This window comes from Proteus sp. TSJ240517, assembly GCF_047921575.1.
GTDB lineage: Bacteria > Pseudomonadota > Gammaproteobacteria > Enterobacterales > Enterobacteriaceae > Proteus.
On sequence record NZ_JBLRMH010000006.1, the window covers coordinates 95,497 to 111,826 of the forward strand.

Below are 16,330 nucleotides of genomic sequence, written 5' to 3' on the forward strand. Positions count from 1 at the left end.
TAAATATAAAAAAAAGCCCTTATTACTAAGGGCTTTAATATTTAAATTAATTAATACAATTTAGAAATTAATTTTCAATGTTGCATTAATTCCACTTGAACTTACATCACTATTATATTGACCTTGGTAAGAAAGTCCGAAAGTCGTTGATTTACTTAACTGTGCATCAACACCTAAGCCAACACCAAATAAATTATCCAGCTTACCACCGCGTAATGTTGCATCACCGGAATTTGATAAGAAGAGGCGTGATTCAGGACGATTATCACCAAACAGATGGCTTGCAGAAATATCGCCTTTTAATGCCATATTTATATTACCTGCCATAAATGGATAGCCACCACGTAAACCGATAGTACCCACTTGAATATCTTGTGAGTCTGTCTTAGTGGTAAATTTCATATTACCGACATTCTCATTGATATCATCAGTTGATACACGTAACCAGCTAAATCCTGCGTATGGTTCAATAGAATACTGATTGGTATTAAATTGAGTATAAGCACCCTCTAAGAAAATTTGAGTAATTTTTGCATCATAACTGGTAGAGTTATAACCTGCATTTTGTCCTACCCAAAGTGTTCTTTTTGCATCTCTATCTTGGTTAGTATGTGTGAAACCATAGTTCAATGAAGCCACGTCATACAAATTAGACACACCGTAAGCACCAATATGAATATCGTTGCTGTCTATTTTACCGTGCTCATTACCTTTATATTTGGTTGAACCCGCACCAAAGAACAGACCCGCCTTAGTATTTTCAGTCACATCAATTTCTGCGCCTAATAAGCCGACATAGAAATCAACATCCATATTGCTGTGACCATAATCAGCATTACCCCATTGACCAATGCCTGTCATCCAAATACGCGCGTTGCTGTTATCCAATTTAGCATAGCGACCTTGACCAATACCCATGGCTTGATCTTTCACTGTCCGCGTTAACCCTAAAACATTAACCACACTCGCACTATTGGCATTTAAATACATATCACTACCTAATGATTCATAGGTCTTATTCAGATCTCTTTCATTCATTGGTAATACTGCATTAAATAGATCACCACTACCTGTATTGTCTAAAGTATTAGCAATTGAGCGACCATTTTCATTATTTGCAAAAGTTGCCAGTGAGGTATTTTCTTTCTTACTTAATGTACCTGTAATGGTGTTGTCTTTTACAGACACATTTTTATCAAATAATGCATAATCATTATTTGAAGCAATATCGTTATTCGCTAACATTTTAGTTTTAACACGATTATCAACTAAATTGTCTGCATTAACTGTACCTGTTGCGACCGTGTTATTAAGGTAGATATCTTTTAATTGCCCTTCACTATCAGCGCCAACATCTAAATTCGCGCCTTTGTTGAGTGCAATATCACCAACATTAACATCATGTCCAACGGTAACTAAATAAGTCCCTTTATCGTTGATATTAATATTGGCTTTGTGTCTTTCATTTGAGGCCAATTGACCTTTTTGAGTAAAAGTATCGTTATAGCGATCAATAACACTTAATTTACCGCCATTCACATTGACCGCTTCTGTGCCAAATGATTCTGTAAAGCCATATAAAGTACCTTGTTCGACTGTTGTACCTCCGCGATAAGTATTATCGCCAGTCATCACTAATGTACCTTCACCTTTTTTAACTAAAGCGCCGTCATATAAACCCGCGTCAATTTTAGCCTGAATAGCATCAGCACGTTTTTGGTAATACTCTTTACGCCATTTTTCAGCATCTTCTTTGCTGACAATGTGTGAGGTTGGATCTGAGTTACCATCATTGATAACAAAATCAGTGCCTAAATTGTAGTCACCTCCCGCAGCAATACCTTTGTCTTTATATTCATTTAACCAGGCAAGATCTTCTTGTTCACGTAAATCTAAAGCTACTTGTGAGATATCATTTGTCCATACATCAAGTGGCGTCATGCTTAGGTCATACTCAAATTTACCTAAGAATTGACCAGGTCCATACATGCCTTTATCTAAATCCGGTGTACCCCAACCATAACGCACATCAGGAGTGCCTTCCGCCGCAGTCCAGCTATCATATAAAGAGCCATCTGAATTACGGTGATTAGCCGTTGTAAACATCACATCACGTACTTGCATTGCATTCATTGATGCATAACGTGACATTAATACCCCCATCGCACCAGTAACATGAGGCGCTGCCATTGATGTACCACTAAAGGTATTCCAGCCTGCGTTACCTTCTTCATCAACAACTGAAGAATAAATAGCACGACCCGGTGCAACAACCGTCCACCATTTCGCATTACCCGCTTCATTGAAGACTTTAATTAATTGATACCCCGATTTATCTGCGGTTTGTTCAAGACCAGCGACTGCAATCCAATGCTTTTCTGCTTCTGGATTAAAATAAGGATAAAGAGGACGATAATAAGGCTGGGCAAAGTCACGATTACCCGTTGTGAATACTTGTACGGTATTAGTCCCTTTTACAGCATCATAAGCGGCATCAACAAAAGAAGGTTTATCACCATAAACTTTCTTGAAATAAAAATATTCGTATTCAGTTTGCGCTGTGGTATCAACAGGCATGTGTACAGTGGTATTCCCCCCATCAGGTCCTTTAGTTGGAATCGTATTAACAATTCGAGGGTTTGTTCCCCAACTGTTATTAATTACCTGCGCCCCTGCATCTACCATCGCTTTCCAGCCAGTATAGAAATAAGTGTAATCTTGATAAGGGCCGTAGTTATTGCTATCTGTTGCGCCAGTATTTCCTAAATAAACATCAGAACCCCACGCAACCCCATGCATGCCATTACCGTCACGGTTAGCACCGACTGTTCCTGTAACGTGTGTACCATGTGTATCATTCACACCTTTGATCCAGCCTCCATCAACATCAAAGGCTTGACCTTTTTCATAATGCCCCCCCATTTCTTGAGGATAACGCATCCCTGTTGAGCCATATTGACCTTTGGCTTTCACCGCATGAAAACGTGAACCACTTAACTCTTCATGTGATAATAATGCACCAGAGTCCATTACACCGATTTTGGCACCCTGCCCATGAAAACCAAGTGCATAAGCACTAGAGGCATTCATAGCAGCCAGCCCCCAGTCTTTTTGATATTCTTGGCTTTCCCAACTTTTGGTATCTCCTAATTGCCCAGCTTCTGAATATGCTACGGAATATCCAGAAAAAAGAAGTGCTGATGCAACAATGGAAAGTTGAAATATATTATTATTTATTTTATTTTTTTTATTCATTTTGTGATGATGACTTAAAGCTATTTCTTTGTTCATTCTGTACCTTCAGTTATATTAAAATTTAATAACATTAATTAAGGATCAAAAATAAAAGACGCAAAGATTCTCTAGTTTCTAGAGAAATAATTACTTGAAGGGCATCTCAAAAATAGGTTTTCATGCCACAAAAATAGATAGATTGACTACGTAATCACAAATTAATAGATAGATTAAACAAAATTAGATCACTTGTTATTATATTACAAACAACCAAAATTAACCTATTTCAATATTAACCTCATTAATGACAATATTTAAATCAACTTAATAAAGAGAACTTAAATAAATAAACAAAAATATCAAATTGATTAACAATTTTTTTTGAGAATATTTTTCTCTATTTAACTTTAGTCTAAAAAATATAATCCACATTATTTTTGATATAAAAAAAACAGTATCTTTATTTTAAAAATACTGTTTTCCTTTTAATTTGGTGTTACTACTTAGTTTTTATTCTAAAGGTGTAACTTCCATTTGTCCTACCATACCTTTATCTGCATTTTCTAATAACTGACTGTAATATAGAAAAGGAAAATGCGAATAAGAAGGTTGTTTTAATTCCACCAGCAATTCACTTTGGCTTTCGATCCAAACAGTATCTTTCCAGCCAAAATCTGCAGGTGCGGGTTTCTGACCATTATGGTTAATCACTTTAAAACGGGCACCTTCAATATGGAATGGTTGCGGCGTCGGTACTGTTACAAGCCAACGCTCCCACCCATTTTGCTTACCGACTAAATCAATTCTTGAAAGCTCCCAACGAGCATTGTTTATTCCCGGAGGACTGTTATGCAGTTGAATGGTTCTAGGCTGAATAGAGGTGGTAATTTGTGTGTCATCTACCGCTAATTGTGCAGGTGCTTTGTCTGTTACTAATGACATTAACCCAGTTGGTTTAATGGTTAGTATATTGGCATTACGTAGTAAATCTGAAGGTTCAAAAATACCGCGAAGTCTATCCATAAAACCCGCACTTTGCCCTGCGGTAATTGTGACTTCACTCCCTTCAGACATATCCACCAATATTTCGCGTCTCTCGCCCGGAGCCATAGGAATTGATTTCAACTCAACGGGTGATGTTAATAGACCTTGATCAGAGGCGATAAGGTAAAGTGAACGACCATCATTTGCGGTTAGCTCATAACGACGAGCATTAGATGCATTGACTAAACGTAAGCGGATCCAACCTCTAGAGACTTCAATATAAGGATCTTCACGTCCATTGACTAGCAATGTATCACCATAGAAACCATCACTAGCGGCTTCTTTGTCGTATTGTGGTGTACCAAAATTATCAATCCGCTTATCTTGAATAATGATCGGAAAGTCATTCACTCCATAATGTTTTGGTAAAGGTAGGGATTTGCTCTCTTCATCTTCCACAATCCACATTCCCACCAACCCATTATAAACATGAGGTGCCATTTTAAAGGGAGTATTGGCGTGATACCAACATGTTGCTGCTTTCTGACGAATAGGCAATACTGGCGACCAGTAAGCGCCAGGTGACATTAATCTTGCCGCGCCACCGACTTGTGTACCCGGAACTAATAAGCCGCTTACCGTCATTGATACCGCTTCATTAAGGCGGTTACTATAAATAAGTTTTATATCATCGCCACTTTTGACTTTGATTGTCGGTCCCGGAGTTGAGCCATTGATCCCCCAAACTTCCGCTTTTTGCGTACCATTAAACGCCCAATGAACATTTTGCAACGTCAAAAACAGTGGCTGACCACGACGAGATTCCAACAATGGCGGTATAGGTAATTGTTTATCATTGACTGATTCAGCACGAACAGAAGAAGATATAGAGCCCAGACATACCGCTAAGCCTGAAGCCTGAATAAACTGGCGACGACTAAATGACATACTTTCTCCGCAACAAAGTACAAATATTCCTATCGCATAATCAAAAATGCTGTGACAGGAAAAAAAAGCTGCTGTGATTTAAAGACAAAAGGACTTAAATGAAATTACAGGAGCATAATAGCGCGGATGTGACATAAATCCTAAAAATAGTTGATAACCAGCACGCTAAATAATTCAAAATGCAGCTAGGGAACAACTGGAATACATAAAAATATATACTCTAAATAATTCAAGGTGCAACTAGGCGACAAGTGAATGATTCGCTAGGAGCATACATAAGTATGTGACTAGTGCGAATGAGCGTAGTCAACAACGTTGCACCTTGAAGTATGACGAGTATATGAAAATCAGGCTTATATTCGTACTAACAAAGAAACTAAATAAGTATTAATTTAATTTACCGGGAAAATCACGCTTATTCATTTCTTCAACTTCTTTATCTAGCTCTTCGATTTTCGCTTTCATAATTTGACGACAATCTTCTGCTAATTCTCGAACTTGATCTTTGCCGTATTTTGAAACATCAATTGGAGGCAACATTTCAACAATAACGTAACCATTGTTCCAACGATTTAGCTTAATTTTACCCTGTGTTGTAGAAACACAAACAGGAATAATAGGCACACCAGCTTGAATGGCCGCATGGAACGCCCCTGTTTTAAACGGTAAAAGGCCGCGACCACGGCTACGAGTTCCTTCAGGAAACATCCAAACAGAAATCTTCTTCGATTTAATTTGATCGGCAACTTGTGAAATAGTGCCATGCGCTTTAGAGCGATTTGCTCTATCAATCAAAATATTACCCGTTATCCAATACAACTGACCAAAGAAAGGAATAAAAATTAAGCTTTTTTTACCCACTGTTACGGTATTAGGTTGTACCGCATTTGACATCGTCACCATATCAAAATTGTTTTGATGGTTTCCGATATAAATACTTGGGCCATAGCTTTCCGCTTCTTTTGGAAAACGCTCAACGAGTTTAATCCCAAAAACAGTAGATAACTTGCCGAATAAGCGTCCGTAAGTCATTACATGTTTAGGATTTCTTGGTGAAAACATGCAATAAATCATTCCAAACGTCACCACAATAATGGTGTAAAGAATGACAATGATGCCTCGAATAATGGCTAACATAAGTTTTAGCGTCCTAAATAGAAGTGGGTCAACAGACCCACTCAATATCAATTAAGTATTAGATTTAATTTGTTTCAATATCAATATGATCGATAACTTGAGCACCGCGAGGTAAAGAGGTTCCTCGACGTCCACGTTTTGCTTTAAAGCTAACTAACTCATTCATCGACATTGTCATTTTACGTTTACCAAAATGCAGGGTAACAGAGGCATTTTCAGGTAATACTCGTAACCAAGCGACGTTATCCTCACCACTTGCTGCTTGTGAAGCTGGAATAGAAACCATCTGATTTCCCTTTCCTTTTACCATAGTTGGTAATTCTGCTGCTTCAAAAATCAGCATTCTACCGCCTTTAGTAATGATCATAATGAGATCAGTGAGCTCATTATTCAAGCGTTGTGGCGGTAATGGTAATGCATTTTCAGGTAAAGTCAGTAGTGATTTTCCTGCTTTATTTTTAGAAGTTAAATCATCAACCTGACAGATAAAACCATAACCAGCATCAGATGCCATTAAGATCTTATCGGTATTTTCGCCCATAACAACATGACGTAATTGCGCACCTTTCTGAACTTTTAATCGTTCAGTTAGCGCATCGCCTTTGCTACGACCAGAAGGTAATGCATCAACATCAACGGTATAGCTTTGACCTGTGGTATCAATTAAGTGTACTGGTTGATTACTCATACCTTCAACGGCATCAAAATAGTCATCACCAGATTTAAAACCAGCCGATTTTGCATCAATGTTATGTCCTTTTTGGCAACGAATAAGCCCTTTTTCAGACATAATGACGGTAACAGCTTCAGGATGTAGATGTTTTAACGGAATAGGTTCATCACCCGCATTACCACTAAAATAGTAGATCTCTTCTGCTTTAAGCACTTCTTGCTGACCATCAACAGTAAAGATTAATGCTTCATCTTTAGGTGCAAACAGCATTTGTTCAATCACATCGCCTTGCTCTTTTCCTAAAGCAACAAGACGCGTACCACGCCCTTTTTTATTCATTTCATTCAGTTGTTCTGCTGAAATGGCTAAAATACGTGTTTTGTCAGTGATGATAATAAACCAGTGTTGCTCATTTTTCTTTTGAGGATCAACTAAGAGCGGTGCTAATAATTCAGTCTCTTCAGAAACAGTGAGTAGCCCTTTACCTGTCTTATTCTTCGTTTCCATCTCATCGTAAGAGAGAACCGAACCATAACCTTCTTTTGTTGCCAATAAATATTCTTGTCCAGCACTTCCCGCTAACATGTATTTCACGCTGGCTTCAGGTGGGAAAGTTAACTTACCGGTTAGTGGTTCGCCTTGGCTACGTCCTGAAGGCATATCATTTGGACTTAAGGTATAGCTTCGACCTGTGGAATCAAGGAACAGAACAGGCTGATTACTCATGCCTCGTACTGCACTGTGATAGCTATCTCCTGCGCGATAACTCATGCCACTAGGATCAATATCATGCCCTTTTGCATTACGTACCCAGCCCATTTCAGACAACACAATAGTCACAGGCTCTGATGGCAACATATCTTGTTCATTCACCACTTTCGCCTCTTCTTGAGGGCGAATAGGTGAGCGTCGATCATCACCAAATTCTTTAGCGTCGGCTTCAATCTCTTTTTTCAGTAAAGTATTTAAACGGCGTGGTGAACTTAACAATTTCTCAATGCTGTCGCGTTCTTTTTCAAGCTCATCACTTTCGCCTTTTAGTTTCATCTCTTCAAGTTTGGCTAAATGACGCAAACGTAGTTCTAAAATAGCTTCAGCTTGAATATCAGATAACTCAAAGCGACGCATTAATTCTGCTTTGGGTTCATCTTCATGACGAATAATTTCAATCACTTCATCAATATTGAGATAAGCAATTAATAAACCTTTGAGGATTTCTAAGCGACGTAAAACTTTCTCTAAACGATGATTTAAGCGGTTTGTCACTGTTTGGCGACGATAAACTAACCATTCGTTTAAAATAGTTAGTAGTCCTTTTACTGCTGGACGGTTATCTAACCCAATCATATTCAGGTTAACGCGATAACTTTTCTCCAAGTCAGTATTCACAAACAAGTAGTACATGACTTGTTCTAAATCAACACGATTACTACGAGGAACAATAACAAGTCTAGTAGGATTTTCATGATCAGATTCATCACGTAAATCTTCAACTAAAGGCAGTTTTTTGGCACGCATCAATGCTGCGATTTGCTCAAGTACTTTGGCGCCAGAAACTTGATGAGGCAATGCAGTGATCACTGCACATCCCTCTTCTTTTTGCCAAACAGCACGCATTCTGACAGAACCACGCCCTGTTTTATAAATCTTCTTGATATCGTCTTGAGCCGTAATAATTTCAGCTTCAGTCGGATAATCAGGGCCTTGAACATATTGCATTACGTCAGATAATCCTGCATCAGGATTATCTAAAAGTATCACTAAAGCTTGCCCTATTTCACGCGCATTGTGAGGCGGAATATCCGTTGCCATCCCAACAGCAATACCCGTTGTGCCATTAAGCACGATATTAGGTAAGCGTGCAGGCAACATTTTCGGCTCTTGCATCGTGCCGTCAAAGTTAGGGATCCAATCTACCGTACCATGTCCTAACTCACTCAATAATGTTTGTGAATATTTAGAAAGACGTGATTCGGTATAACGCATCGCGGCGAAAGATTTTGGATCATCCGGCGCACCCCAGTTACCTTGTCCATCAATTAACGGATAACGATAAGAGAACGGCTGAGCCATAAGTACCATTGCTTCATAACATGCACTATCACCATGCGGGTGATATTTACCTAGCACGTCACCCACAGTACGGGCTGATTTTTTAAATTTAGCGTTATTACTTAAGCCAAGCTCTGACATCGCATAAACGATGCGACGTTGTACGGGTTTTAGCCCATCTCCAATAAAAGGTAATGCACGATCCATAATGACGTACATGGAGTAGTTGAGATAGGCATTTTCTGTAAATAAGTGGAGCGGTTGGCGCTCTACACCATCATGAGTCAATTCACTCATTCAATTTTTCCTCAGACTCTTGTGGTATCCATTACACTTCGATGTCAACTTCATCGCCTTTCTCTTGTAACCAATTTCGGCGATCTTCAGAGCGTTTCTTCGCTAACAACATATCCATCATGCCTAGGGTTTCTTGATAATTTTCATCATCAATCACCAATTGCACTAAACGACGCGTATTAGGATCAAGCGTTGTTTCACGCAGTTGAAGTGGGTTCATTTCACCCAACCCTTTAAAGCGCTGTACGTTAGGCTTTCCTTTTTTACGGCTTAAACGTTGTAAAATGGCATTTTTTTCTGATTCATCAAGGGCATAATGAACTTCTTTACCTAAGTCGATGCGGTAAAGTGGTGGCATTGCCATATAAACGTGCCCTTCCTTAACAAGAGCAGGGAAGTGGCGCACAAATAAAGCACACAATAAGGTTGCGATATGTAAACCATCCGAGTCCGCATCCGCAAGAATACACACTTTACCGTAACGCAGTTGGCTTAAATCATCACTATCAGGGTCCATACCAATTGCTACCGAAATATCATGGACTTCTTGTGACGCAAGTACTTCATCTGAAGAGACTTCCCATGTATTTAAGATTTTACCGCGCAGAGGCATAATCGCTTGATATTCACGATCTCGAGCTTGTTTAGCAGAGCCTCCAGCAGAGTCCCCTTCAACTAAAAACAGTTCGGTGTAACGTAAATCTTGAGAAGTACAATCAGCCAATTTACCCGGCAATGCTGGCCCTGAAGTGAGTTTCTTTCTCACCACTTTTTTAGCAGCTCGCATACGACGTTGAGCGCTGCTAATTGCCATTTCAGCAAGTAACTCACCGACTTGAACATTCTGATTTAGCCATAAGCTAAAAGCATTTTTTACAGCATTTGCAACAAACGCACTGGTTTGTCTTGAAGAGAGTCGCTCTTTGGTTTGCCCTGCAAATTGAGGATCTTGCATTTTCACTGATAATACATAAGCACAACGATCCCATGTATCATCGGCAGTTAATTTAAGACCTCTCGGTAGTAAATTACGGAATTCACAAAATTCACGCATTGCATCTAACACACCTTGGCGTAAACCATTTACGTGTGTACCACCTTGAACTGTCGGAATTAAGTTAACATAGCTTTCAGTGAGTAGATCGCCACCTTCAGGCAGCCATAACATAGACCATTCAACAGCTTCATTATCACCTTCAAATTTGCCTGTAAAAGGCTCTTCAGGAAGGCGAACAAACTCAGCAACAGCTTCACTTAAATAATCGGTTAAACCATCAGCGTAGCACCAATTTTCTTGGGTGTTGTTTACTTTATCGACAAAAGAAACATTAACGCCCGGACACAATACTGCTTTGGCTTTTAATACGTGAGATAAGCTTTTAGAAGAAAAACGAGGAACATCAAAATAAGAGCCATCAGGCCAAAAATGCACACTCGTTCCTGTGTCCCGTTTTGCACAGGTGCCAATCTCATGTAACTCTTCAACTTTATCGCCATTTTCAAAAGCAATTTGGTAAATTTTACCATCACGACGAACAGTTACTTCAATACGCTTTGAGAGGGCGTTAACAACCGAGATCCCCACACCATGTAACCCGCCAGAAAATTGATAATTTTTATTAGAGAATTTTCCTCCGGCGTGGAGGTGAGCAAGGATTAGCTCGATAGCAGAAACGTTAAGTTCAGGGTGAATATCGACAGGCATTCCTCGCCCATTATCGATAACTTCGATAGATTGGTCTGCATATAAAATGACATCGACCTTCGATGCGTGTCCCGCAAGCGCCTCGTCCACGCTATTATCTATCACTTCCTGTGCCAAATGGTTCGGTCTTGTTGTATCTGTATACATCCCCGGACGACGACGTACAGGCTCTAGACCATTAAGAACCTCAATATCCTTTGCGTTATAACTTGATTGAGTCATTGTTTTAATCTGCGGTTCGCTGTTAGAAAAATACTGTTTATAATAACAGGTGTTGGCGGCAATATGATATTAATTTTCGGCTAGATACATCAACCTACGTTTTACAGGTTAATCGACCGAAAGGCTAAATTATCTTTAAAAATTGAATAATTTTCGGAAAAAAACGTTCAAAACCCACAAAAGCATGGTTTCCATCCGATTCTATGGTTTGCCTACACGCGCCAAGATATGAGACAGCTTGACGATAATCAAGTATTTCATCTCCAGTTTGTTGAAGCAACCAAATAAGTTCTGGTGAGGTAATTGCAGGAATACGCAAAGCAAGCAACTCATCCATATGATGAGGTTCTAGCTTATATTTTTGATGTGTATAAGGATTTTCGTTCTCACCCAAGAAATCTTGCAAAAGATCGAAAGGACGTATCGCAGGATTAACAACAACAGCGGGTAAATTAAAACGTTGAGATAGCCAAATAGATAAATAGCCACCTAATGATGAGCCAATTAATCCAAGCTTGTCATCTGTACTCTCTTTAACTAACGTTTCAATTAGCTGAGCGGCTTCTTGAGGATAAGGTGGCAGTTGAGGTACTAACAATTCAATTTCAGGATGTGTTCCTTCAAGCCATTGACGAAAAGCCTGTGCCTTTGCTGATTGAGGTGAGCTATTAAAGCCATGCAAGTAAAGAATACGAGGCATAACTTAATAGCCATCCGCATCAAGATCAGGACAAAATTCAGTGCCCGCTAAACGGTAAACTTGTGTTTCAATTTTGCCCTTCTCATCAGATGAAAGTGACATTTCCAAATAGCGCCAGCCCGGAGAAACAGTATCTAATGTAAAATTCGTACAATGAGGGCGAAACTGAATGCATGTAGAAGGCGTTGCCAACAAACGAATGCCATTCCACATTTCATCCATTTCTTGGTGAATATGGCCACAAAGCATCATTTTGACTTGAGAGTGATTTCTTAAACGTTCTGCCAATTCTTGAGAATTTCTTAAACTGTGTTGATCTAACCATGTACACCCTGAAGGCATAGGATGATGATGCAACAAGATAATCGTATCTCTGTGCTTTTGACTTTCGAGACAGCGTGTTAGCCAATCTAACTGACAATCTGATAACTCACCATGAGGAACGCCTTGAATTTGGCTATCTAATAACAGCATTTGCCAATTATCACCAATCAACACTTGTTTAGCTGACAAAATTCCTGCCTGATTTAAAGCATCAATCATTGCAGGTTGATAGTCATGATTACCCGGCAACCAAACACAAGGAGGTGTCAGCGTTGCAATGCCATCAGCAAAATGCTGATAAGCTTCAAAGGTTTGATCTTGAACTAAATCACCTGTCGCAACAATCAAGTCAACATCAAGACCCTGCTCTCTAATCGTATTTAATACCGCATGGTAGCTACGATAGGTATTTATACCCAGCAGAGTATCTTCCACATTAGCAAAGAGGTGGGTGTCTGTGATTTGTAATATTCTTACGGTGTTTTTGTGTTTCACCGATAATTCAAGCTGGCTTTCCAAAAGGTTTCCTTGTTTCACTCTCATTAGCCGTTATGTTAACGTATTTTCGTAGTAAAGATCTGCCAACCAATACACATTTCAAAAGATTAGTGAGAAATATTCTCGCTTTCAATCACGTTTTTTTCACTTCATTTTACAATTTAATTCATTTGATATCGTACACTTAGAGATAGTTACTCTACTTGATAATATTACTAAAAACATCCTTTAAAGATTGATTAATGTATTAAATTATCGACCAACGCTTTCTTAACGCAACATGATGAAGTTGTAGCCATTGAAGCGCGATAACGGATGCTGCGTTGTCAATAACCCCCTCTTCAACCCAAAGATAAGCTTGTTCTCTGCTAACAACATGAACACGAATATCTTCATTCTCACACGCTAATCCATGAATACCTTTTGCTGTTGTTGCATCAACTTCACCAACGTAAACATGCATTCTTTCGCTCGTACCGCCGGGGCTTGAAAGATAACTCACAATAGGTTCACATCGTCCAACAATAACACCCGCTTCTTCTTGGGCTTCACGTCTAACAACATCTTCTGGACTTTCTCCTGGTTCGACCATGCCCGCAACCACTTCAAGCAACCAAGGTGTCTCACTGGTTTCATACGCAGGAATACGAATTTGCTCAATTAACACCACTTCATCACGTTTGGGATCGTAAGCAAGCAAAACACCTGCATTGCCTCGTTCAAAAACCTCTCGCTTAACTTCCTCACTCCATCCACCTTCAAAAAGGCGATGTTTAAAGCGATATTCGGTCATGCGGAAAAAGCCTTTGTATAAATCTCTTTGATTGAGCAATTTCACATCTTCACGACCGTATAAAAATGGTGTATTTTCCCTTTTCTTCATACAATGTTCCTTAAGTTACATTTAAGAGTCTTTTTATTGCTTACGTTTAATACAGATTTAAAGAAATTTGCCAACAATTCATGTAAAGTTAATCTAAAATAAAAGGATATGGCACAAATGGCTACCCCTAGTTAGGGAAACAATCTGCTAGAATTATCCCCAATCAAGATTAACAGAGGCAACTCAGCGAAACTGTTGCAACAAGGAATTAAAATGAAAAAACTGCTCTCTCTTTTGGTCACGATGAGTTTGGCAGGATTCAGCACTGCAAGTCAGGCTGAGGATCTGCTTCAAGTTTATCAAAAAGCAAAGGACAGTAACCCTGAGTTACGCAAGTCATTAGCTGAACGAAATCAAGCTTTTGAAAAAATTAATGAAGCTCGTGGCTCATTATTACCACAATTAGGATTAGGCGCATCCGCAGATTATAAAAGTGGCTACCGTGATAATAGCAACACCGAGTCCAACGCTATTGGTGCAAGTTTAACGCTGACTCAAAGTGTGTTTAACATGGCGTTATGGCGCCAATTAAACATTCAAGAAAAAACAGCGGGCATGAGCGATGTGACTTACCAAACAAGTCAGCAAAAACTGATTTTAGACACCGCGACCGCTTACTTTGATGTTTTGCGTGCTATCGATTCATTATCATTTATTGAAGCGCAAAAAGAGCAAGTTTACCGTCAGTTAGATCAAACAACTCAACGTTTTAACGTAGGTTTAGTGGCTATTACTGACGTACAAAATGCGCGTGCAAATTACGATAGCGTACTGGCACAAGAAGTGGCTGGCCGAAATCAATTAGATAATGCATTAGAAAAACTACGCCAAGTAAGTGGTATCTATTACATTAATCTAGCATCACTAAACATCAGCCGTTTTTCAACAACTTCACCAGACTCTATTGAGAAACTGCTAAAAGATGCTGAAGAACGTAACTTAAGTTTATTAAGCGCACGTTTAGGTCAAGATTTAGCGCGCGAAAATATTCGTTTAGCACAATCAGGTCACTTACCAACAGTAGATTTAAATGCATCAACGGGTGTGTCCAATAGCCATAGCCACGGTAGCGCATTACCACCAGCAACAGCGGGTAATAGTCGCAATAGTTACAGTGGTCAAAATAGTATTGGTCTATCTGTTAGTATCCCTCTGTATACCGGCGGCAAAACAAGCTCACAAGTTGAACAAGCACAATATGGTTTTACGAGTGCAAGCGAACAATTAGAATCGGTTTATCGTTCTATTGTCCAAATCGCGCGTTCTTCTTATAACAATATTTCTGCATCAATCAGTAGCATTAAAGCGTATCAACAAGTTGTTGTTTCTGCGCAAAGTTCATTAGATGCAACTGAAGCGGGTTATCAAGTAGGTACTCGTACTATTGTTGATGTGTTGAATGCCACCACAACGCTTTATGATGCAAAACAGAAATTATCCAACGCACGTTATGACTATTTAATTAACCAATTAAATATTGAATATGCGCGTGGTACATTAAATGAAAATGACTTAATTCAGTTAAATAATGCACTAGGTGCAGAAGTTTCTACTTCACCAGATAGCATTATTCGCTCGTTAACAAGCCCTGCTCTTAACGTTGCGCCTTGATCGTGAATTAAGAATTTAGTCACTTATAAAAAACCGCTTTCAGCGATAAACTGATAAGCGGTTTTTTTTATACATCCTCTCCGCATAAGATATTGTGTTATGGCTTAAATTAAGATCTCAGCAATATCTATATTCTTGTATTAACAAATACCTTAATTACAATTAGGTTTAAAAGAGAGGATTTACCTAATTTCATTACTCTTAACCTTATAAAGATCACAAATTTCTGGTTATCCCTGATGATTAGGCGTTTCTTATTTATTTTCTAGACTATTTAACCTATCCTAGCTTTTATTTTGAACGTTTTACCTTTTATGGATCTTATCAATATGCCAATGAAACGTACCAAATCGATTAATCGTGATGCTTTCCGTAAAGCATTTCGTCCTTATCGTCTGGCGCCTGTTGCAATCGCCATCACTGCTGTATTCGCGCTTTCAGGATGTGAAGAGAGCGATGAGACAGTTTCACTGTATATGAATGCACAAGAATGTGCTCAAGCGAATCCTTCACAAGCGGCACAGTGCGAAGACTCTTATCGCACTGCATTGCAAGAAGCACAGCGTACAGCACCGAAATACGCAACATTAGAAGACTGCGTAGCTGAATTTGGTGATGCACAATGTACACAAACAGCGTCTATCGATGGACAGCCTGTTAGTACCGAAAATGCAAATAATTTAAGCCCAGACAGCTCACAAATGGCCCAAGCTAACTCTGGTGGTAGCTTCTTTATGCCATTAATGGCGGGTTATATGATGGGTCGCCTAATGGGTGGTGGGGCGCCAGCACAACCTCTGTTTAGTTCACGTAATCCAACAAGCCCTGCGAATGGTAAATTTGTGGACGCAACAGGCCGTAACTATGGTCCTGCAGTTGGTGGTCGTCAAATGAACGTACCAAAAACAGCCATGACACCAAAACCATCAACAACCTCGACAGTAACTCGTGGCGGCTTTGGTAATACAGTTTCGAGACAAGCAGCGGCTCAACGTACCAGTGCAACAAATAATAACCGTAGCTCAACCGGTTCATCTTCTTATCGTTCAGGTGGTTAATTAA

General features: G+C 39.3%; 10 protein-coding genes and 1 pseudogene. 2 read left to right on the top strand and 9 right to left on the bottom strand.

The window, feature by feature from the left end:
- Positions 1-60: 60 nt before the first annotated feature.
- From pta to nudF, 9 genes and pseudogenes are all read right to left on the bottom strand, one after another.
- Positions 61-3,291, bottom strand: coding sequence for an autotransporter Pta (gene pta / locus ACNARN_RS11520; protein WP_416304480.1), 3,231 nt, complete (start codon positions 3,289-3,291; stop codon positions 61-63).
- Positions 3,292-3,744: 453 nt separating this feature from the next.
- A complete protein-coding gene (gene ftsP / locus ACNARN_RS11525; protein WP_198620766.1) occupies positions 3,745-5,166 on the bottom strand; it encodes a cell division protein FtsP in 1,422 nt (473 codons plus the stop codon).
- A gap of 387 nt (positions 5,167-5,553) precedes the next feature.
- Entirely contained in the window at positions 5,554-6,303 is a 750-nt protein-coding gene (locus ACNARN_RS11530; protein WP_198620765.1) for a 1-acylglycerol-3-phosphate O-acyltransferase, read from the bottom strand.
- Between the two features lie 64 nt (positions 6,304-6,367).
- The gene (locus ACNARN_RS11535; RefSeq protein ID WP_406588771.1) at positions 6,368-7,093 is read right to left on the bottom strand and encodes a DNA gyrase C-terminal beta-propeller domain-containing protein; all 726 of its coding nucleotides are present in this window, start codon (positions 7,091-7,093) and stop codon (positions 6,368-6,370) included.
- Positions 7,094-7,144: 51 nt separating this feature from the next.
- Positions 7,145-9,325 (bottom strand): annotated as a pseudogene (gene parC, locus ACNARN_RS11540) (DNA topoisomerase IV subunit A); the annotation flags it as partial.
- Between the two features lie 31 nt (positions 9,326-9,356).
- The gene (parE, locus tag ACNARN_RS11545) at positions 9,357-11,252 is read right to left on the bottom strand and encodes a DNA topoisomerase IV subunit B (RefSeq protein ID WP_198620763.1); all 1,896 of its coding nucleotides are present in this window, start codon (positions 11,250-11,252) and stop codon (positions 9,357-9,359) included.
- A 124-nt stretch (positions 11,253-11,376) separates the two neighbouring features.
- Entirely contained in the window at positions 11,377-11,952 is a 576-nt protein-coding gene (gene yqiA / locus ACNARN_RS11550) for an esterase YqiA (protein WP_198620762.1), read from the bottom strand.
- 3 nt (positions 11,953-11,955) lie between these two features.
- Positions 11,956-12,795 (bottom strand): 3',5'-cyclic-AMP phosphodiesterase, encoded by an 840-nt coding sequence (gene cpdA, locus ACNARN_RS11555; protein ID WP_109373068.1) that lies wholly within the window; start codon positions 12,793-12,795, stop codon positions 11,956-11,958.
- Between the two features lie 226 nt (positions 12,796-13,021).
- A complete protein-coding gene (gene nudF / locus ACNARN_RS11560; RefSeq protein ID WP_349442855.1) occupies positions 13,022-13,657 on the bottom strand; it encodes an ADP-ribose diphosphatase in 636 nt (211 codons plus the stop codon).
- A gap of 213 nt (positions 13,658-13,870) precedes the next feature.
- On the opposite strand from nudF, the gene tolC reads away from it, so the two are divergent.
- Positions 13,871-15,268, top strand: a complete 1,398-nt coding sequence (tolC, locus tag ACNARN_RS11565; RefSeq protein WP_109373066.1) for an outer membrane channel protein TolC — start codon at positions 13,871-13,873, stop codon at positions 15,266-15,268.
- A 329-nt stretch (positions 15,269-15,597) separates the two neighbouring features.
- The gene (locus ACNARN_RS11570) at positions 15,598-16,326 is read left to right on the top strand and encodes a DUF1190 family protein (RefSeq protein ID WP_072070058.1); all 729 of its coding nucleotides are present in this window, start codon (positions 15,598-15,600) and stop codon (positions 16,324-16,326) included.
- The last annotated feature ends 4 nt before the right edge of the window (positions 16,327-16,330 follow it).

Excerpts from the sequence above, each read along its gene's own strand:
- yqiA (WP_198620762.1), bottom strand. The coding sequence starts at position 11,952 with ATGCCTCGTATTCTTTACTTGCATGGCTTTAATAGCTCACCTCAATCA.
- ACNARN_RS11570 (WP_072070058.1), top strand. The coding sequence starts at position 15,598 with ATGCCAATGAAACGTACCAAATCGATTAATCGTGATGCTTTCCGTAAA.
- ftsP (WP_198620766.1), bottom strand. The coding sequence starts at position 5,166 with ATGTCATTTAGTCGTCGCCAGTTTATTCAGGCTTCAGGCTTAGCGGTA.
- ACNARN_RS11535 (WP_406588771.1), bottom strand. The coding sequence starts at position 7,093 with ATGTCTGAAAAAGGGCTTATTCGTTGCCAAAAAGGACATAACATTGAT.
- ACNARN_RS11530 (WP_198620765.1), bottom strand. The coding sequence starts at position 6,303 with ATGTTAGCCATTATTCGAGGCATCATTGTCATTCTTTACACCATTATT.
- nudF (WP_349442855.1), bottom strand. The coding sequence starts at position 13,657 with ATGAAGAAAAGGGAAAATACACCATTTTTATACGGTCGTGAAGATGTG.
- pta (WP_416304480.1), bottom strand. The coding sequence starts at position 3,291 with ATGAACAAAGAAATAGCTTTAAGTCATCATCACAAAATGAATAAAAAA.
- tolC (WP_109373066.1), top strand. The coding sequence starts at position 13,871 with ATGAAAAAACTGCTCTCTCTTTTGGTCACGATGAGTTTGGCAGGATTC.
- parE (WP_198620763.1), bottom strand. The coding sequence starts at position 11,252 with ATGACTCAATCAAGTTATAACGCAAAGGATATTGAGGTTCTTAATGGT.